Origin of the sequence: Xanthomonas sp. 3058 (assembly GCF_014199765.1) — a bacterium.
Taxonomy (GTDB): domain Bacteria; phylum Pseudomonadota; class Gammaproteobacteria; order Xanthomonadales; family Xanthomonadaceae; genus Xanthomonas; species Xanthomonas campestris_B.
This window is the reverse complement of sequence record NZ_JACHOF010000016.1, coordinates 60,744-79,012: the sequence shown is the minus strand read 5'-3', so window position 1 is coordinate 79,012 and position 18,269 is coordinate 60,744. Positions and strand designations below refer to the sequence as shown.

Genomic DNA, 18,269 nt, shown 5'->3' with positions numbered 1-18,269 from the left:
TCGACGATCGGCGGTCCGTTGAGTGCCTGTTACGCCGGTTGAATCGCGACCGCTTTCAGTGCGGCTTCCAGCTTGGTGCGTTGCGCCGCGTCGTCGCAGCGATCCAGGGCGTTGTGCAAGACTGCACGGGCCTGGTCATCGCGGCCGAAGCGTTCGGCCAGCAGCAGGCCGGCGTCCAGCGACCATGCCGGCAGCATCGGATCGCGCGGCCACGCACCGATGGCGGCCAGCAGGCCGTCGATTGCCAGTTGGAACTGTCCGGCCATCTTGGCGCGTTCGGCCAGCAGGGTCGCCTGTTCGGGCAGCAACGGTGTGAATGCGGGATTGCCATCCAGTGCTTCGCGCTGCAGCGCCAGGGCGCGGCGCTGCTGTTTTTCCTGCAGCAAGCGACTGATGTACTGCCGGGTGTGTTCGTGCAGCGTGTCGCTGCGTTGCTGTTGACGGAGCAGGCGCTGATACAGTTCGTGCACCGCCAGGCTCACCGCACGCGAGCGTACCGCACCGCCCAGGACCTGGAGCGCGTCGCCGGAATGTCCCTCGCGCACGTGCTGCTCTGCATCGTCGAGCAAACGCTGGTCGGGGTCTTCGCGTTCGAGGGCGATGCCACCGCTTGGCGCATAGCCCAGTTCCTCGTGGTACTGGTAAACCAGATAGCCCATCAGGTGAAAGCTGGCGAACAGGCCCCAGATAGAGGCAATCACCACCGTCGCTTCGCGCACGACCGGAGGCAGGTAATGCATCGCCAGCAGGATTGCCGCCGTGCTGCTGCCCTGGATGACGTACAGCAGCCCGTATGCAGCCAGATACGGCCAGCCGATCCGCAGCGCCATGTCGAGCGACACCGCCGGATTGAGTGCGCGACGCAGACTGCCGTCGATGGCAAGCGAGATCAACATGCCCGGCAGCAGCAACTGGACCACCAGTGACGCGATGGTCAGGCCTGGCTTGCCGGCCAGCGCGCCTGCCGCCGCAATGACGATGCCCAGCGCCAACGCCAGCAGGATCAGCCGCAGCACCGCGCTATCGAAGCTGTTGTAGCCCAGCCGTGGCGCGTCGTACTCGCCGTTGGCACTGTGGCGGAGGATGTCGAAGGCGTAGGTGTACATGGCCATGCCCAGCACGCCCAGGACAAGCAGCTTCAGAATGCCGGGTAGCACCAGCAGCGCGCAGCACAGCGTCAGCGCGATCAACGCGTACAGGGCCGAGCCACGCAACGGATAGGTGGCGATGGCAGGAATACGGGTCCAGAACGGCGCCAGCGCGGATTGCGCGGCAACCTTGCGTGCGCGAAAACGGTCTTCCATGACGCTCCCCAGGCGTTGACGTGACGGGATTGTGCGGTGGTGTGCGTCGCTGCGCAATTGGGGCGTCCTGGCCCGCTCAGAGGGAAGGCGGCGACAGTGTGGGCAGCCGTTGGCTCGGGTTGCTGCGGCATATGGATTGGTCGGCCCGCGATCGGCAACCGCAGCGGCCGTGGGGTCGGCCTGCGTTGGTTGCCGCATGTACGGGCCGCCTGGGACGATGGGACCGCGACGGTAAGGGCAGAGCGCAACGCCGTTGCATGTCGATGCCGGTCGCCTCGGGATTGGTTGCGAGCTGGCGGCATACCGCTTTGCTCTGGCCAGATGCAGCGCCGCGCCGTCGGGCGCGCCGTGCTTGCAAGACAGGGCGAACGCGCTGCAGATAGCGTCTGACAGGTTCAGCGGTGTCAACGATCGTCTGGCGCTGTAATGCGTGATCGGTAGAATGTCGGCCACCGCAATCGTTGCGGTTTTTGAGCGATGCGGCGTGACCCTTGGCAACGCTGCATTGCTTGCATCGCACACAAGGAGTGTCGCTTGAATTCATCTGCCACTGGCAACCCGCAGGTTCGTATTCGCAGCATCGATGTGCTGTCTGACAACTGGTATGTGCTGCGCAAGGTGACGTTCGATTTCCAACGCAAGGACGGCCGCTGGCAGACCTTGTCGCGCGAGGCTTACGATCGCGGCAACGGTGCGACCATCCTGCTCTATAGCCGTGCCAAGCATACGGTGATGCTCACTCGCCAATTCCGCTTGCCGACGCTGCTCAACGGCAATCCCGACGGCTTGCTGATCGAAGCCTGCGCCGGCTTGCTCGACCAGGACGATGCGCTGACCTGCATCCGCAAGGAAACCGAAGAGGAGACCGGCTACCGGATCGACAACGTGCGCAAGGTGTTCGAGGCGTACATGAGCCCCGGCTCGGTGACCGAGCGCCTGTACTTTTTCGTCGGCGAATACTTCGACGGCGACAAGGTCAGCGACGGCGGTGGACTCGAAGAAGATGGCGAAGAAATCGAGGTGCTGGAACTGTCGCTCGACGCTGCGCTGGCGATGATTGCTACCGGCGAAATTGCCGATGCCAAGACGATCATGTTGCTGCAGTACGCCAAGTTGCATGGCGTGCTGGGGTAAGCGGCGAGTTGCGTTCTGCCCACGGAATGTCCGGCGGGAAGATGCTGGCGGCGTTATGCCTACTGGATCAGGCCCTAGCAGGAATCTGGTGTGTTGTCGTGGTCAGGATCGTGTTGCGGTTCCTGCGCGAGGCACGGTGCCGCAGCCAGAACAAGCAGTGCAATCGCGCCGACATGGATCCATTTCGTGCGCATCGGGTTCGTCCTTGCCGTTTTTCGCGTAATCAGCGCTTCCCACCAAAAATACTACCGAAGATGCCGCGCACGATCTGCTGGCCGATCTTGTTGCCGACCGTGCGCGAGGTCTGCTTGGCCATCGCTTCGAGCATGCCCTGGCGGCGGCTGGTGCCGAATACCGCGTCCTTGACGGCCTGACCGAACCCGCTGTCCTGGGCCTCGTCGTCTTCGCGGGTGCGCGCCGGCGGTGCGGCGCCGTGCTCGGCGACTTTTTTGACGCGTCGGGCGAGCATCTCGGCGGCCGACTCGCGGTTGATCGCGGTGTCGTAGCGCGTGCCCATCGGGCTGGCCGCACGCACCTGCGCGCGTTCGGTGGCGCTGATGGCGCCCATGCGGCAACGCGGCGGGGCGATCAGGGTCTGCTGCACCGGCGCCGGCACGCCCTTGCCTTGCAGCGGCGACACCAGCGCCTCGCCGGTACCCAGGCTGGAAATTGCGGTGGCGACATCGAGTCTGGGGTTGGCCACGAAGGTCTGCGCGGCGGTCTTGACTGCCTTCTGGTCGCGCGGGGTGAACGCACGCAAGGCATGCTGCACGCGATTGCCCAACTGGCCGAGGATGTTGTCCGGGATGTCGTCGGGAAACTGCGAGCAGAAATACACGCCCACGCCCTTGGAGCGGATCAGCCGAACGACCTGCTCGATCCGCTGCACCAACGCGGCGGGCGCGTCGTCGAACAACAGATGCGCTTCATCGAACACGAACACCAGCTTGGGTTGTTCCAGATCGCCCACTTCCGGCAAACGCTCGAACAGTTCCGACAGCAGCCACAGCAAAAAAGTGGAATACAGCTTCGGCTTGAGCACCAACTGATTGGCCGCCAGGATGCTTATCACGCCACGGCCATCCGGTGCCACGCGCATCAGGTCGGCCAACTCCAGCGCCGGCTCGCCGAAGAAGTGCTCGCCGCCATCCTGCGCCAGCCGCAGCAAGGCGCGCTGGATCGCGGCCACCGATTGGCTGGAGACCAGGCCATAGCTGGTAGACAGTTCCTTGCGCTCCTCGACCACCAGTGCCAGCAGTGCGCGCAGGTCGTCCAGGTCCAGCAACAGCAGGCCACGGTCGTCGGCCAGCTTGAACACGATGTCGAGCACCCCGGACTGGGTGTCGTTGAGTTCCAGAATCCGCCCGAGCAGGGTGGGGCCCATCTCGCTCACGGTGGTGCGCACCGGATGCCCGAGCTGGCCGTACAGATCCCAGAACACCACCGGGCTGGCGGCCGGCGCGTAATCGGCAAGGCCCACATCCGTGGCGCGCTGCAGCACGCCGGCTGCGCCATCGCCGGCAACCGCCAGGCCGGCCACGTCGCCCTTCACGTCGGCCAGAAACACCGGCACGCCCAGGCGCGAGAAGCCTTCGGCCAGGGTCATCAAGGTGACCGTCTTGCCGGTGCCGGTGGCGCCGGCCACCAGCCCGTGGCGGTTGCCGAAGCGTGCTTCCAGCAAAACCGGACGATCGTCGGTGACGCCTTTGCCCAACAGGAACGAGGCCATTGCACGGATCCAGGGAGGAAAGAACGGAGTCTATCCGGCATTGCTGGAAGACAAGGGCCGCCGCCGGAGCGTGCTCCGGGACGGGTCAATACAGGTCGAAAAAGTGCCGGCACACAGCGCGCACATATCACTCGGGTGCGCCTGCCACCAGCTGATTGCGCGGACGTTCCGGGCGCCGTAAGCGGCGTTCAATCTAACGGCCCACTGACCCTGGCGTCCCGTTCGCCTTGCCCCGGTGTCGCCCCGGCAGCTACCCTGCCAGCCTTTCCGCTGCACTGTCTCCGATGCCGCTCGCTCATTTTGGTTTGCGCCCATGGCCGGTTCTGGTCGTGGTGGCGCTGATGTCTATCGTCCCCACCGCCCACGCCATTTCCAAACGCGACACGGAGAAGGCCGCCGTGCTCGATGCACGCATGGCCGCCGCCGAAAAGCGCTATCGCGATGCGCTGGTGTTGGTGAACAACTCCGACCCCAAGGGCACCGCCGAAGGCGATGCCGCACTGGAGGACATGGAAGATGTCATCGACGCCTGCATCAAGCAGCGCGGCTGCCTGGTTGCCAATCAGCTGGCCACCTACAAGCGCCTGCTGAAGGCACGCGCCGATGCCGAGGCCCCGGCCGCCGAGGATCCGGAAGACGACGACAGCCTGCTGCAGGCCGACCCGGACCACCTGGGCCCGGCCGCCAACGGTGTGCCCGAAGCCGCGCGGGCGGCCACGCTGCTCAACGACCAGCGCCACGATTTCGACAAGATGGTGCAGTACAACCCGGCGGTGCAGGCCGGCATCCGGCGCTGGTTGACCGACATGCGCCCGGCGCTGCTGACCAGCTACGAAAATTACGAGAACCTGCGCGGCGTGATGTGGCCGGAATGGCAGAAGCGCGGCCTGCCCGAAGCGCTGCTGTTCGGCATCATGGCCAAGGAGTCCAATGGCAAGGTGCACGCCAGCTCGCGTGCCGGTGCGGCCGGGCTGATGCAGTTCATGCCGGCGACGGGGCGTCGTTTCGGGCTGGGCCCGGATGGCACCGGCTTCGATACGCGTTTCGATGCCCGTAGCGCCGCCGAGGCCAGCGCTGCGTACCTCAACGAGCGTATGGCCGGGCTCAACCGCAACATCGAGCTGGCGCTGGCCGCCTACAACGGTGGCGAAGGCCGCGCTGCGCGTGTGTTTGCGCAGTCCGGCGGCCGCGGGTTCTGGGAGCAGGACGTCTACAACCAGTTTCCGGCGGAAACCAAGGATTACGTGCCGATGGTGATCGCGGCGGCGTGGATCTTCCTGCACCCGCGCCAGTACGGTGTGGAGTTTCCCAAGCTCGATGCGCAGCCGGCCACGCTCAAGCTCGCCAAGTCGACCACCATCTACGAACTCACCATCTGCCTGGGCAGCATGGGCACGCGCGATGGCTACATGCGCGCGCTGCGCAATCTCAATCCGCGCTATGAATCCGATGGCTGGATTCCGGCCGGCACGGTCATCAATGCCACCAACCGCATCGTCAGCCTGTATGCGCGTTACTGCGTGAAAGGCCCGCGCGCGGACCTGGCACGCACGCTGATCACCGCCGACCTCAACAGTGCGATCGTGCGCAGCAGCGCCCCCGAGTACGTGCCCAGCGTGGCGGTGGGCGATGTCAGCCCGATGGCCGGCGTGCCGACCACCGTGGCCACCGGGCAGCCGGCGATCGCCAAGCCCAAGGCCAAGCAGGCGCGCAGCTACACCGTCGCCAAGGGCGACACGCTCGGCCGGGTCGCACAAAAGTTCCAGTGCGAGATCAAGGAGTTGGCCAAGGCCAATCGCCTGAAGGCGCCGGCCTATGCGCTCAAGCCGGGGCAGAGCATCAAGCTGGCCGGTTGCGATCGCTGAGGCGCGTCGTGATAACGGTGACGGCGCCACAGTGGCTGGGCCCATCGCCGTCGTGGCGTCTGTCCTCATCCACCCGGTAGGACGACAAGGCCTGCCACAATCGCGGATGCACCGACGCCGTCATGGGTCTGAAAGCCGCTCATCGGGGTCGCCTGAGCAAGCGTGCGCTGGCGCCAGCAGGCACGCATACGAGGCATCGGTTTCGCGGAAAACGAGCCGATGCATGCGGGTCATCCCATCGGAAAAAACGACGTAATAGTCGTCAAGCGGCGATGTTTCGTCCACGGCCCAGGCGATCGTCATCTGATGAGTCCTGGCGAGGGTGACGAGGCGATCGGTTGCGATCGGCGTAGCAAGATCGATGGCAAGCTTGAAGGCGAAATCGCCATCGGGTTCGAGCGCGTGGATGACCATGCGAGCGGGTTGTGCCCAGGCCGTATGCAACTGGTCGTGGGATGCCTCAGGCAGGACAATGCCGTCGGGCGTGACGTCAAACGCAGTGCCGAATAACCCGCCGAGATGCGCCGCGCTCAGCGTGCTGGCGATGAAGATATCCCGCCCGGTGTTGGTATCGATCATTGTTGAATCAGCTGTCTCGCTGCATCTATGTCGCTGCTGCGGTGCGTTCGCGCGCACTTCGGTGCTGCAACGGCGGGTAAGGCGCCGATGAACCGTTTGCGCTTTCTCGGCTGGTGCCGGCAGGCAGTCACGTTTGCGTTGATGGACCATTGCCAGCGGGTAGCATGCCTGCCTCGTGCATGTCGCGCGCAGAGTCAGGCTGATTTCCGCAATGCTGCATTTTCCCGATGTGTGTTCCTGCTGAGCCTGCATATCGCTTCGTAGGGAACACGGCGCGCTCGGGGTGCTTCTCAAGCCCAGCTATCGGTTTTTGTCACACAGGCATGGCCGCCATGGAATCACCATTCCCCGCCGTCCCCATAGGGATTGAAGTTCACGAAGGGTTTTTCGTTCGAATAGGTGTCCAGGCCAGGCGCCAGCAGGCAATAGACGTTCCCTTCGTAGATGGCGGCAAGTGGGCGGCAGAGTGTGCCCGGTTTTTCCGCGCCGGCAGCTGAGCAGTGTTGAAGCCCTTTGATGACATCCATGCCTGTGCATCTGTGGCTTTCGCAATAGGACCGGGATAGCCGCTGCAACCCGTCGTCTGCGAAGAACAGCGTCGTGCGCGCATGATTACGCGGGTCGCCGACCTGCTGCCTGAGTTTTTCGTAGATTCCCCTGACCTTGTCTTCCGTCCCAAAGTAGAAGACCTGGGCCGAGGTCTGCATGAAGTCGAACTGTGCCGGGTTGCTTGTGCAGGTCATCGAATACGCCGGTGTGCTTGCCAGTAGTGCGCACATCGCGGCCAATGCAGAGGGTTTTTTCATGGGGAGCGTTCCTGCGGGCGATCCTTGAGTGTGTCCGGCACGGCATTCGGTCGCAAACGCGCAGCTTCCCGAGAAGGCGTAGCGTCGCGCCTCAGCCGAACCAAGCGCCCGACTGCCGAACGCGCCGCCGCGCGTCAGCCCACTTGCCGGCGTGCGAGCGCTTGTCCCAGGCGCACCGATGTCTCTGCAGCCAGTGCGTCATCGAGTTTGGCCACGCCAGGCGGTAGCAAGACAATGACCGTCGAGCCATAGTTGAATCGGGCCATCTCCGCAAACCGCTCCAGCACAATGCCCTTGCCGCGATAATCCTTCCGCGTCATGCGATCGCCGTAGCGCGGAATCTCCACGCCGCTCCACACCGTTTCCACGCCCGACACCAGCAGCGCGCCCACCATCACCGAGGCCATCGGGCCGAAGTCGGTGTCGAAGTGGCATACCAAACGTTCGTTGCGCGCGAACAGGCGCGGCACGTTGCGCACCGCATCCGGGCCCACGCTGAACAAGCGGCCAGGCACATGCACGGTCTCGCGCAGGGTGCCGGTCCACGGCATATGCACGCGGTGGTAGTCCTTGGGCGACAGGTAGACGGTGGCGAACAGGCCGTCGTTGAACGGCTGCGCGGCCTCGGCGTCGCCCAGCAGTTCGGCGGCAGTGAACGACTGCCCCTTGGCCTGGAAGATACGGCCGTTCTCGATCGGGCCGAGCTGACTGATGCGGCCGTCGGCCGGCATCAGCAATGCGTTAGGGTCGGCGTCCGGCACGCGGGCGCCAGGCTTCAGTGCGCGGGTGAAGAACGCATTGAAGGTGGGATAGGCGCGCGGATCCGGTTCCAGCGCTTCGCTCAGGTCCACGCCGAACTTGCGCGTCACCGTGTCGATCAACCATTGCTTGGTGGACGGCGTATCGGAATACGCCAGCGCACGCGCCAGCGAGGACAGCAGCCGGTGCGGCAGCACGTAGGTCAGGGAAGTGACGAGACTCACGGAGCGGTTGCCTTGGTCAGCTGTTGGAGGTCGGTGGCGATCGCTTTCGGGTCGAGCGGGGGGCGGATCAGCCCGGCCAGGCGGCCCTGCGGATCGAGCACGGCAATGCTGGCCGAGTGATCCATGCTGTAGTCGTTGGGATTGTCCGCAAAGCCCTTGCCCGGCACCTTCCGGAACACGAAGCCCAGCGCGGTGGCGAAGCGTTCCAGCGCCGGGACATCGGCGGTGGCGGCCAGGGTGTCCTTGTGGAAGGCATGCGCGTATTCGCCCAGGCGGGCCGGCGGGTCGCGCTGCGGGTCCACCGACACGAACAGCACGCGCGGGCGCAAGCCGTCGGGGATGCTTTCCCACTGCTGCTGCGCCACCGCCAGATCGGTCAGCGTGGTCGGGCAGACGTCCGGGCAGAAGGTGAAGCCCAGGAACACCAGCGTCCAATGCCCCTTCAGCTCGCCGGGCACCAGCTGGGTGCCGTCGGACTGGCGCAAACTGAATTGCGGCAAAGCGCGTGGCTGCGGATAGAAGGTGATGGTCTGGGTGGGCGGCCAGGGCGAGCTGGGTGTGTCGCCAAGGAATTTCTGGCCCAGCAACAGCCCCAGCCCGGCGGCCAGCGCCACCAGCAGCACGATGCCGGTATTGCGATTGAACATGGCGGTTTCCACTGCAACGGACGCTCATGATACCGATCCGACCTCTATAATCGTGGCCCGATTCCTCTTTAGTTGTTGCCATGACTGCCGCCGCGGCCGACGAACTGCACACCATCATCGACCTGATCCGCTACGGCACCAGCCGTTTCAATGCAGCCGGTCTGACCTTCGGGCACAGCTACGACAATGCGCTGGACGAGGCCACCCAGCTGGTGCTGCATAGCCTGCACCTGCCGCACGACCTGGGCCCGGCCTACGGCCAGGCGCGCCTGCTGCGCTCGGAAAAGGAACAGGTGCTGGGCTTGTTCGAGCGCCGCATCAACGAGCGCGTGCCGGCGGCGTACCTGACCGGCGAGGCCTGGTTCGCCGGCCTGAGCTTCAAGAGCGATGCGCGTGCGCTGGTGCCGCGTTCGCCGATCGCCGAGCTGATCGAAGCCGGCTTCGAGCCCTGGCTGGGCGGCCGCGAAGTCACGCGTGCGCTGGACCTGTGCACCGGTTCGGGCTGCATCGCGATCGCCATGGGCCACTACAACCCGCAGTGGGATGTGGACGGCGTGGACATCAGCGACGACGCGCTGGCGCTGGCCGCCGAGAACAAGGCGCGCCTGCATGCCGACAACGTGACCTTGCTGAAGTCGGACCTGTTCGCCGGGCTGGGCGGCCGCCAGTACGACCTGATCGTCACCAATCCGCCGTACGTCACCAACGACGAAACCGACGCGCTGCCGCAGGAGTATTCCTACGAGCCGGAACTGGGCTTGCGTGCGGGTGACGATGGCCTGGACCTGGTGCTGAAGATCCTGCGCGATGCGCCGCAACGGCTCAAGGATGACGGTCTGTTGATCTGCGAAGTGGGCGAGTCCGAGCAGCACCTGATCAAGCTGCTGCCGGAAGTGGATTTTGCCTGGGTCGAATTCAAGGTCGGGCAGATGGGCATCTTCGCCGTCGAGTGCAGCGAGTTGGTCGCCCACAGCGCCCGTATCGCCGAGTTGGCCAGTGCGCGCTGAGTCGTCCATCGCACGGCCGCAGCTGAGCGATCTGCTGTTGCTGGTGCCGGTGTCCCTCTTCGGCGTCGGCATTCCGCTCGGCCTGATCGACGTGGTGTTCCGCCTGTTCGACCCGATGTACGGCGGTCCCTTGCCACAGCGCTTGTTGAGCGCGGCGGCGGAGATCGGCTTCGGCCTGATGGCGTTTTTCGGCCTGGTGTCGGCGTGGATCGTGGCCGCCAGTTCGGATGCGGCGTTACGCACGCATCAGCGGCGTACGCTGGTGGTGACACTCGGCTTGCTGGTCGGCGTCGGCGTCGCAGTGTATTTGCTCGCCGATTGGTTGCTGAGCGGGGATGGCGAGTTGGACGTATTTCTGATGGTGTTCGGCGGGTTGTTTGCGATGGCACCGATGCTGGTGGCGGCACGTCATCTGCCGCGCATCGTTCGCGCCACGCCACCTGCTGCGATGTTGAGAGGATGCCGTCATGGGCAGTAACAGTTTCGGCCGCCTGTTGACGGTCACCACCTTCGGCGAATCGCATGGGCCGGCGATCGGCTGCGTTGTCGACGGTTGCCCTCCGGGGCTGGAGATCGCGCCGGAAGAATTCACCCACGATCTGCAACGGCGTGCCAGCGGCAAGAGCCGGCACACCTCGGCGCGGCGCGAAGCCGACGAGATCGAAATCCTGTCCGGCGTGTACGAAGGCCGCACCACCGGCACGCCGATCGGGCTGCTGATCCGCAACACCGATCAGCGCAGCAAGGACTACAGCAACATCGCCCAGCAGTTCCGCCCCGGGCATGCGGACTACAGCTATTGGCAGAAGTACGGCATCCGCGATCCGCGCGGTGGCGGGCGTTCGTCCGCGCGCGAGACCACCATGCGCGTGGCGGCCGGGGTGATCGCCAAGAAGTGGCTCAAGCAGCGCTACGGCGTGCTGGTGCGCGGCTTCCTGTCGCAGCTGGGCGAGATCCGGCCGACCGGTTTCGACTGGAATGCGGTCGAAGACAACCCGTTCTTCTGGCCGCACGCCGAGCAGGTGCCGGAGCTGGAAACCTATATGGATGCGTTGCGCAAATCCGGCGATTCGGTCGGTGCGCGCGTGGACGTGGTGGCCGGTGGCGTGCCGGCGGGCTGGGGCGAGCCGATCTACGGCAAGCTCGATGCCGAACTGGCCGCCGCCTTGATGAGCATCAATGCGGTCAAGGGCGTGGAGATCGGCGACGGGTTTGCCAGCGCCGCGCAGAAGGGCACCGAACACCGCGACCTGATTACCCCGGAAGGCTTTCTCAGCAATCATGCCGGCGGCATCCTGGGCGGCATTTCCACCGGCCAGGCGATCACTGCCTCGATGGTGCTCAAGCCCACGTCCAGCCTGCGCCTGCCGGGCGCCACGGTGGATGCGGATGGGGCCGTGGTCGATGTCATCACCACCGGTCGCCACGATCCCTGCGTCGGCATTCGCGCCACCCCGATCGCCGAGGCGATGATGGCGCTGGTGTTGATGGATCAGGCCTTGCGTCATCGCGCCCAATGCGGCGATGTTGGCGAGGTGTCGCCACGCATTCCCGGTCAGCGCGATGTCTGAGTCGCGGCGCGCCAAGGTGTGGGTTAGCCAGCCGCTGTTCGACGATGTCGTCGCGCAGTTGGGCGAACATTTCGAGCTGCTCACCACCGAGCGCGTAAGCACCTACGCGTCGGCCGACCTGGCCGCGCAATTGGCAACCCTGGACGGTGCCTTGATCACGCTCAACGAGCGCATCGGCGCGGCAGAAATCGCCTCCGCACCGCAGCTGCGCGCGATCGCCAATGTCGGCGTGGGCTACAACAATCTCGATCTGGATGCGCTGAGCGCGGCCGGCATCCTGGCCAGCAACACGCCGGACGTGCTGACCGAAACCACCGCCGATCTCGGCTTCGCATTGCTGATGGCCGCCGCACGCCGCATCACCGAATCCGAGCGCTGGCTGCGCGACGGGCAATGGGGGCAGTGGTCGTTCAAGACCATGCTCGGCGCCGATATCCACGGCAGCACGCTGGGCATCCTGGGCATGGGCCGGATCGGGCAGGGCATCGCGCGCCGCGGTGCGCACGGTTTCGGTATGCGCGTGCTGTATCACAACCGCAGCCAGTTGCCGGCCGCCACCGAACAGGCGCTCGGTGCGCAGTACGTAGACTTTGATACGTTGCTGGCGCAGTCCGATCACCTGGTCCTGGTGCTGCCGTACACCAAGCAGTCGCATCACATCATCGACGCCGCAGCGCTGGGCAAGATGCGCGCCACCGCCACGCTGGTGAACATCGCGCGCGGCGGCCTGGTCGATGAAATCGCGCTGGCCGATGCGCTCGCCAACGGGCGGCTGGCCGGTGCCGGCCTGGATGTCTATGAAGGCGAACCTGCAGTACGCCCTGAGTTGCTGGCCTTGCGCAATGTCGTGCTCACCCCGCATATCGGCAGCGCCAGCCTGGCCACGCGCCGGGCGATGGTGCAGTTGGCGGTGGACAACCTGATCGCCGCACTGGGCGCAGGCCCCCATGCCGGCCATCCGCCGAGCGCGCTCAATGCCGATGCGGTGGCCGCTGCCAAACAGGGCGGTGTGCGCGTGGGCGCGAGCGATGGCGAAGCGATCAAAGCCGGCGCGACCAAAACCACCACGACCAAACGTTAGGGAACCTCCGCGGCCAGCTTTGGAGGTTCCCCGAACCCAGCCCGCAGTGCGTTCTTTGTTCATTCCTCTTTCGATAAAGACTTCCCTTATGAGTAACGAAAACCGTCGTTTCAACGTCGCGGTCGTGGGCGCCACCGGCGCTGTCGGCGAGACCATGCTGAGCATCCTGGCCGAGCGCAACTTCCCGGTCGCCACCCTGTACGCGCTGGCCTCGTCACGCTCGGCGGGGGGGCAGGTCGAGTTCAATGGCGGCAAGGTCGATGTGCTGGACCTGGCCGACTTCGACCCCACTGGCGTGGACATCGCGCTGTTCTCTGCGGGCGGTAGCGTGTCCAAGGAATACGGCCCCAAGTTCGCCGCCGCCGGCGCGGTGGTGATCGATAATTCCTCCGCATTCCGTTACGACGACGATGTGCCGCTGGTGGTGTCGGAAGTCAATCCCGAAGCGCTCAAGCAGCGCCCGCGCGGCATCATCGCCAACCCCAATTGCTCGACCATGCAGATGCTGGTCGCGCTCGGCCCGATCCATCGCAAGTACGGGATCGAACGCATCAATGTGGCGACTTACCAATCGGTCTCCGGCGGCGGGCGCTCGGCGATGGAAGAGCTGGGCAAGCAGACCAGCGAGTTGCTGAGCTTCCAGCAGATCGATCCGCAGCGCTTCCCGGTGCAGATCGCCTTCAACCTGATCCCGCACATCGACGACTTCCAGGACAACGGCTATACCAAGGAAGAGATGAAGCTGGTCTGGGAGACCCGCAAGATCCTGGGCGACGAATCCATCCAGGTGAATCCCACCGCGGTGCGGGTGCCGGTGTTCTACGGCCATTCCGAGGCGGTGGCGATCGAAACCCGCGACAAGATCACCGTGGAAGATGCGCGCGCGCTGCTGGCCGCATCGCCGGGCATCGAAGTGGTGGACGAGCGCAAGCCCGGCGGCTACCCGACCCCGGTCACGCATGCCTCCGGCAAGGACGCGGTGTTCGTCGGCCGTATCCGTGAGGATCTATCGCATCCGCGCGGCCTGAATCTGTGGATCGTCTCGGACAACATCCGCAAGGGCGCCGCGCTCAACGCCGTGCAGTTGGCCGAACTGGTTGCGCAGGAAGGTTGAGCCGCCTGAGTCCCGCTCGAAACGCGCTCGCGCGGTAAGGCGTTCCGCGCGACGCCTTATCGCGTAGCAGTGCGCTGCTGTGGTGCGCTCGTATGCGTTGCCATGCTGCCCGCGCGATTTTCCAGGCGCATGCCGCATGCCGGCGCGATGTCCTTGTCGCGGCTGCACGCCCGGGCCAACTGCAGGCCTCAGCCCAGCTCGGATACCACCGTGAACGTTGCAGGAGCGGGCGTGCTCGCTCCTGTATCAAGCGGCAATCCACACGTGTAGATCGACGGCAATGCGGTAGCTGCACGCCATCGGCGTATCGCAACATGTCCGCCATCCGCCATCCGCCATCCGCCATCCGCCATCCGCCATCGCCATCCGTGCGGCGCGGCGCATGACGCATGCGCGCGCAAGCCGCGACGTGGTCGCTGCTCTGCATCGGTCACATCGGCATGTCACACCGTGCGCCATTGAGACCGCCCCAATGCTCTGCATGCCGGGGCCGACTTTTTCGTCCATCCAGCGGCTATATTGATGCCCATGAAACATAGGGGCAGGGGCGCGATGCGTCCGATACAAGCAATAGGTGCGCTGCTGCTGATGGCCTGCAGCGGCGCGGCCATGGCGTTGGGGCTTGGCGATATCCGGGTACTGTCCAGGCCCGGGCAGCCGTTGGTGGCCGAGATTCCGGTCATTTCCAACGAGCCCGGCGAGCTCGACAACGCACGCGTGGCCTTGGCATCGGCCACCACCTTTGCGCGGGTCGGGCTGGAACGCCCGCAGGGCTTGGTCAGCAACCTGCAGTTCCAGTTCGCACAGGACGCGCGCGGGCGTGCGGTGATCCGCGTGACCAGCAGCCAGCCGGTGGACCAGCCGGCAATCAACTTCCTGATCGAAGTGGAGTGGGGCCAGGGCCGACTGGTGCGCGAGTATTCCGCACTGGTCGATGCGCCCAACACCGCCGCCGCAAGCGCCGGGCCGGGCATCGAAGCCCCGCGCGCCGGCGCCGGCAACGCCATCGCGCGCGAACCGGCGGCCGCACCTGTGCCAGTGGACGAGCGCTCCAGCCAGGACGGCGCTGGCGTTGCGCCGGTACGCCCTGTTGCGCGTGCCGCCTCATCCTTGGCCGGCGATGCCTTGCCGGCAGTGCGTGCGGGGCAGACCTTGTCGGAAATCGCCGCAGCAGTGGCACGCTCCAGCGAGCATTCGCTGGATCAGACCATGCTGGCACTGCTGCGGACCAACCCCGATGCCTTCATCGGCGGCAATATCAACCGGCTCAAGCAGGGCGCGGTGCTGCGCAGGCCGCAGGAAGAGGCGCTGGCGCAGGTCGGCGCCGCCGAGGCGGCGGTGATGGTGCGCGAACAGGCCGCCCAATGGCGGCAGGCGCGTTCGGCAGTCCCGCAACCGGCCCAGGCCGGTGCTGCTCCAACGCCTGCGCCTGCTGCTGCGAGCACGGCCGCCACGACTGGCGCGCGGCTCGAAATCGCCCCGGCGGTGCCGATTCAGACCAACAAGGCCGGCGCCACGTCCGGCACCAGTGCCGAAGGCGAGGGCGAGATGGCGGCCAATCAACAGTTGCAACAGGCCAAGGAAGACATCGCCACCCGCGATGCGGAATTGCAGGATCTGCGCACCCGCGTGGCCGATCTGGAAAAACTCAAGCAGCAACAGCAAGCCCTGATCGCGATGAAGGACACCGACCTGGCGGCCGCGCAGAAGCGCCTGGCGCAGCCCCCGGCAGCGGCCCAGCAGGACGGCGGTTTCCCGTTGTGGTTGATTGGCGCGCTGGTGTTGCTCGTGGCGGCAGTGGTCGCGTGGTTGGCCGCACGTCGCCGCAAACCGTCGCCGTTGCCGCCGCTGCCACGTCGCCAGTTCGACTTCGTGCCGCCTGCGATCGCAGCAGCGGACACCGCCGCGCCGCAGGACGCATCGCCGACCGTTGCCAGCGAGCGCGAGGTGCTGCATGAAACCGAATTCGAGCAGGTCGATCTGCGCGAAGAGGAGCGTACCCACCAGGCGCAGCAACCGCTCTCGGATATGCTGCGGCGCGAGCCGCTGCTGTCCGAGCCTGCTGCGGCGCCGGCGGTCGATGATTGGCGCTCGCTGCGTGCCACCCCGCCAGTGGCGGTGGTGGGTCCGCAGCAGGATGACGCGGTGCCCGCATACGTCGAGTCGATGGAGCCGGAGCACGCTGTCAACGGGAAGGGGATCGCGCCGGAACCCGCTGTCGACGAGGCGCCCACGGCGGCACCGGGCAGCAGCCCGCAGGACAGCCTGGATGCCGATCAGGCACCTGTCGCTCCGGTGGCTGCGTCCAGTGCGGCGACGTACAGGGAGTTCGCCTCCGCAGGGCGCGATCGTCTCGAGTTGGCGGTGGCCTATCTGGACCTTGGCGACAAGGACACTGCGCGTGGTCTGTTGCTGGAAGTTGCCGCAACCGGTGACGAGGCGACCCGCGCCGAAGCCGCCGCGTTGCTGGAGCGGCTGGCATGAGCCCGGCGATGGACAGCCTCAGCGCAGCACAGGCGGCCGCACGCGAACGTCGGATCGATTACGTGGAATTTGCGTCCAGCGATCCTGAAGCCAGCCGCGCCTTCTTCGAGACGGTGTTCGGCTGGCAGTTTCAAGCCTACGGCCCGGATTATCTGGCCTTCAACGATGGCCGTCTGGACGGAGGCTTTTATCGGGCCACTGCGCCAGCGCCGGCAGAAGGCGGCCCGTTGGTGGTGCTGTATGCCGACGACCTGGCGCCGATGCTTGAGCGCGTGCGTGCTGCCGGCGGCGAGATCGTCAAGCCGGTGTTCGGCTTTCCCGGCGGTAGCCGGTTTCATTTCCGCGAGCCGGGTGGCAGCACGCTGGCGGTGTGGTCCGAGCGCGCCGCGCTTTAGTCAACGCGCCCCATCGATTCAATCACAGGCAGGTTCCAATGCGTTACGCGCTGGGCGTGGAGTACGACGGCAGCGAGTTTCAGGGCTGGCAGCAGTTGGGTGAGCATGGTGGGCCAAGCGTGCAGGCCAGCGTGCAGGCCGCATTGTCCTCGGTTGCCGATGCGCCGATTCAGGTGGTCTGCGCAGGCCGTACCGACGCCGGCGTGCATGGCGAATGTCAGGTGGTGCACTTCGACAGCGACGCGCGCCGCGAGCCGCGCGGCTGGATGTTGGGCACCACCGCGCGCCTGCCACCATCGATCGCAGTGCGCTGGTGCGTGCCGGCGGCACCCGATTTCCATGCGCGTTTTTCCGCGCGCGCACGTCGCTACCGCTATCGCCTGCTCAATCGTCAGATACGCCCGGCGCTGTACCGCCAGACCTTGAGTTGGGAGCGTCGTCCGCTGGATGCCGAGGCGATGCATGCGGCCGCGCAGGCGTTGTTGGGCGAGAACGATTTCAGCGCATTTCGTAGCGTGCAATGCCAGGCCTTGCATGCGCGCCGCAATCTGCAGGCCATCAGCGTGCGCCGCCTTGGCGAAGTGGTGGAGGTGCAGGTCCAGGCCAATGCATTCCTTCATCACATGGTGCGGAATATTGTGGGTTCGCTGATACTGATCGGAACCGGGGAACAACCGGCCGACTGGATCGCGACATTGCTCGCCGGACGCGACCGCACTGTGGCCGGGCCGACCGCGCCGCCACAAGGCCTGGTCTTCATCGGGCCGTTGTATCCCGCAGAGTGGCATCTGCCCGCTGAGGTTACCCAATGAATCGATCGCTGTACCGCACCCGTATCAAGTTTTGTGGCATGACCCGCGCCGGTGATATCCGACTGGCAGGCGAGCTGGGTGTGGACGCGGTGGGTTTCATCTTTGCGCATGGCAGCCCGCGTCGCGTGGCCCCGGCCGAGGCGCGCGCGATGCGCCAGGCCACCGCGCCGATGGTCGATGTGGTTGCGTTGTTCCGCAATAATTCCAAGGAAGAAGTGCGCGAAGTGGTGCGTACCGTGCGTCCGACCCTGCTGCAGTTCCATGGCGAAGAAGACGACGCGTTCTGTCGCAGCTTCAACCTGCCGTATCTCAAGGCGGTGCCGATGGGCGGCGCGGGTGTGAGCGGCGAAGACGCCAACGCGCGCACCTTGCAATTGGCCTATCCCAATACCGCCGGTTTCCTGTTCGACAGCCATGCGCCGGGCGCAGGCGGCGGCACCGGCAAGACCTTCGATTGGTCGCGGTTGCCGACCGGGCTGCATCGGCCATTCCTGCTGGCTGGCGGCATTCACGCCGAAAACGTCTTCGACGCGATCGTGGCCACGCTGCCGTGGGGTGTGGACGTGTCCAGCGGCGTGGAACAGGCGCCGGGCATCAAGGACGGCCACAAGATGCGCCGATTCGTCGAAGAAGTGCGCCGCGCCGACTGTCACGAGATGGCGTGATTCGGGATTCGGTGATTTGCGCTGAAAAGGTGTATTGCGGCTTTCGATCGCTTGGTTGCCTGCTGGCCGATGACGCGGTTGCTTGATGGTTGG

Annotated in this window: 17 protein-coding genes; 11 read left to right on the top strand and 6 right to left on the bottom strand. The window is 65.6% G+C overall.

The window, feature by feature from the left end; translation table 11 throughout:
• Positions 1-29: 29 nt before the first annotated feature.
• Positions 30-1,304: a hypothetical protein gene (locus GGR61_RS16740; protein WP_184406758.1), complete on the bottom strand. Its 1,275-nt coding sequence runs from the start codon at positions 1,302-1,304 to the stop codon at positions 30-32.
• Positions 1,305-1,838: 534 nt separating this feature from the next.
• On the opposite strand from GGR61_RS16740, the gene nudK reads away from it, so the two are divergent.
• Positions 1,839-2,438 carry a GDP-mannose pyrophosphatase NudK gene (nudK, locus tag GGR61_RS16735; protein ID WP_184622776.1) on the top strand — a complete coding sequence of 200 codons (600 nt, stop codon included), beginning with the start codon at positions 1,839-1,841 and terminating at the stop codon, positions 2,436-2,438.
• Between the two features lie 223 nt (positions 2,439-2,661).
• Here nudK and GGR61_RS16730 read toward each other — a convergent pair whose 3' ends face one another.
• A complete protein-coding gene (locus tag GGR61_RS16730; protein WP_184622773.1) occupies positions 2,662-4,167 on the bottom strand; it encodes a helicase HerA-like domain-containing protein in 1,506 nt (501 codons plus the stop codon).
• A 284-nt stretch (positions 4,168-4,451) separates the two neighbouring features.
• On the opposite strand from GGR61_RS16730, the gene GGR61_RS16725 reads away from it, so the two are divergent.
• Entirely contained in the window at positions 4,452-6,032 is a 1,581-nt protein-coding gene (locus tag GGR61_RS16725; protein WP_184406761.1) for a transglycosylase SLT domain-containing protein, read from the top strand.
• A 120-nt stretch (positions 6,033-6,152) separates the two neighbouring features.
• Here GGR61_RS16725 and GGR61_RS16720 read toward each other — a convergent pair whose 3' ends face one another.
• From GGR61_RS16720 to GGR61_RS16705, 4 genes are all read right to left on the bottom strand, one after another.
• A complete protein-coding gene (locus GGR61_RS16720) occupies positions 6,153-6,611 on the bottom strand; it encodes a hypothetical protein (protein WP_184622771.1) in 459 nt (152 codons plus the stop codon).
• A 338-nt stretch (positions 6,612-6,949) separates the two neighbouring features.
• Positions 6,950-7,417 carry a hypothetical protein gene (locus GGR61_RS16715; RefSeq protein ID WP_184622769.1) on the bottom strand — a complete coding sequence of 156 codons (468 nt, stop codon included), beginning with the start codon at positions 7,415-7,417 and terminating at the stop codon, positions 6,950-6,952.
• 134 nt (positions 7,418-7,551) lie between these two features.
• Entirely contained in the window at positions 7,552-8,400 is an 849-nt protein-coding gene (asd, locus tag GGR61_RS16710; RefSeq protein ID WP_184622767.1) for an archaetidylserine decarboxylase, read from the bottom strand.
• Positions 8,397-9,047, bottom strand: coding sequence for an SCO family protein (locus tag GGR61_RS16705; RefSeq protein ID WP_184622765.1), 651 nt, complete (start codon positions 9,045-9,047; stop codon positions 8,397-8,399). The genes asd and GGR61_RS16705 overlap by 4 nt, the downstream gene beginning before the upstream one ends.
• 80 nt (positions 9,048-9,127) lie before the next feature.
• On the opposite strand from GGR61_RS16705, the gene prmB reads away from it, so the two are divergent.
• The 9 genes from prmB to GGR61_RS16660 all read left to right on the top strand — a co-directional run bounded on the left by prmB (position 9,128) and on the right by GGR61_RS16660 (position 18,176).
• Entirely contained in the window at positions 9,128-10,054 is a 927-nt protein-coding gene (gene prmB, locus GGR61_RS16700) for a 50S ribosomal protein L3 N(5)-glutamine methyltransferase (RefSeq protein ID WP_184622763.1), read from the top strand.
• Positions 10,044-10,532: a hypothetical protein gene (locus tag GGR61_RS16695; protein ID WP_184622761.1), complete on the top strand. Its 489-nt coding sequence runs from the start codon at positions 10,044-10,046 to the stop codon at positions 10,530-10,532. Before prmB ends, GGR61_RS16695 begins: the two co-directional genes overlap by 11 nt.
• On the top strand, positions 10,522-11,625 hold the full coding sequence (gene aroC / locus GGR61_RS16690; protein ID WP_184406768.1) for a chorismate synthase: 1,104 nt from the start codon (positions 10,522-10,524) through the stop codon (positions 11,623-11,625). The genes GGR61_RS16695 and aroC overlap by 11 nt, the downstream gene beginning before the upstream one ends.
• Complete coding sequence (locus GGR61_RS16685; RefSeq protein ID WP_184622759.1) at positions 11,618-12,706, top strand: D-glycerate dehydrogenase; 1,089 nt, start codon at positions 11,618-11,620, stop codon at positions 12,704-12,706. The genes aroC and GGR61_RS16685 overlap by 8 nt, the downstream gene beginning before the upstream one ends.
• An 88-nt stretch (positions 12,707-12,794) precedes the next feature.
• Positions 12,795-13,820 carry an aspartate-semialdehyde dehydrogenase gene (locus GGR61_RS16680; protein WP_184406770.1) on the top strand — a complete coding sequence of 342 codons (1,026 nt, stop codon included), beginning with the start codon at positions 12,795-12,797 and terminating at the stop codon, positions 13,818-13,820.
• Between the two features lie 579 nt (positions 13,821-14,399).
• Positions 14,400-16,304, top strand: a complete 1,905-nt coding sequence (locus GGR61_RS16675; protein WP_184622790.1) for a FimV/HubP family polar landmark protein — start codon at positions 14,400-14,402, stop codon at positions 16,302-16,304.
• The gene (locus GGR61_RS16670; protein WP_184622757.1) at positions 16,301-16,699 is read left to right on the top strand and encodes a VOC family protein; all 399 of its coding nucleotides are present in this window, start codon (positions 16,301-16,303) and stop codon (positions 16,697-16,699) included. The genes GGR61_RS16675 and GGR61_RS16670 overlap by 4 nt, the downstream gene beginning before the upstream one ends.
• Before the next feature lie 38 nt (positions 16,700-16,737).
• Positions 16,738-17,511 (top strand): tRNA pseudouridine(38-40) synthase TruA, encoded by a 774-nt coding sequence (gene truA, locus GGR61_RS16665; RefSeq protein ID WP_184622755.1) that lies wholly within the window; start codon positions 16,738-16,740, stop codon positions 17,509-17,511.
• Positions 17,508-18,176, top strand: coding sequence for a phosphoribosylanthranilate isomerase (locus GGR61_RS16660; protein ID WP_184406773.1), 669 nt, complete (start codon positions 17,508-17,510; stop codon positions 18,174-18,176). The genes truA and GGR61_RS16660 overlap by 4 nt, the downstream gene beginning before the upstream one ends.
• The last annotated feature ends 93 nt before the right edge of the window (positions 18,177-18,269 follow it).

Excerpts from the sequence above, each read along its gene's own strand:
- GGR61_RS16740 (WP_184406758.1), bottom strand. The coding sequence starts at position 1,304 with ATGGAAGACCGTTTTCGCGCACGCAAGGTTGCCGCGCAATCCGCGCTG.
- GGR61_RS16685 (WP_184622759.1), top strand. The coding sequence starts at position 11,618 with ATGTCTGAGTCGCGGCGCGCCAAGGTGTGGGTTAGCCAGCCGCTGTTC.
- GGR61_RS16730 (WP_184622773.1), bottom strand. The coding sequence starts at position 4,167 with ATGGCCTCGTTCCTGTTGGGCAAAGGCGTCACCGACGATCGTCCGGTT.
- GGR61_RS16715 (WP_184622769.1), bottom strand. The coding sequence starts at position 7,417 with ATGAAAAAACCCTCTGCATTGGCCGCGATGTGCGCACTACTGGCAAGC.
- truA (WP_184622755.1), top strand. The coding sequence starts at position 16,738 with ATGCGTTACGCGCTGGGCGTGGAGTACGACGGCAGCGAGTTTCAGGGC.
- GGR61_RS16725 (WP_184406761.1), top strand. The coding sequence starts at position 4,452 with ATGCCGCTCGCTCATTTTGGTTTGCGCCCATGGCCGGTTCTGGTCGTG.
- GGR61_RS16670 (WP_184622757.1), top strand. The coding sequence starts at position 16,301 with ATGAGCCCGGCGATGGACAGCCTCAGCGCAGCACAGGCGGCCGCACGC.
- GGR61_RS16660 (WP_184406773.1), top strand. The coding sequence starts at position 17,508 with ATGAATCGATCGCTGTACCGCACCCGTATCAAGTTTTGTGGCATGACC.
- aroC (WP_184406768.1), top strand. The coding sequence starts at position 10,522 with ATGGGCAGTAACAGTTTCGGCCGCCTGTTGACGGTCACCACCTTCGGC.
- GGR61_RS16680 (WP_184406770.1), top strand. The coding sequence starts at position 12,795 with ATGAGTAACGAAAACCGTCGTTTCAACGTCGCGGTCGTGGGCGCCACC.
- GGR61_RS16705 (WP_184622765.1), bottom strand. The coding sequence starts at position 9,047 with ATGTTCAATCGCAATACCGGCATCGTGCTGCTGGTGGCGCTGGCCGCC.
- prmB (WP_184622763.1), top strand. The coding sequence starts at position 9,128 with ATGACTGCCGCCGCGGCCGACGAACTGCACACCATCATCGACCTGATC.
- GGR61_RS16720 (WP_184622771.1), bottom strand. The coding sequence starts at position 6,611 with ATGATCGATACCAACACCGGGCGGGATATCTTCATCGCCAGCACGCTG.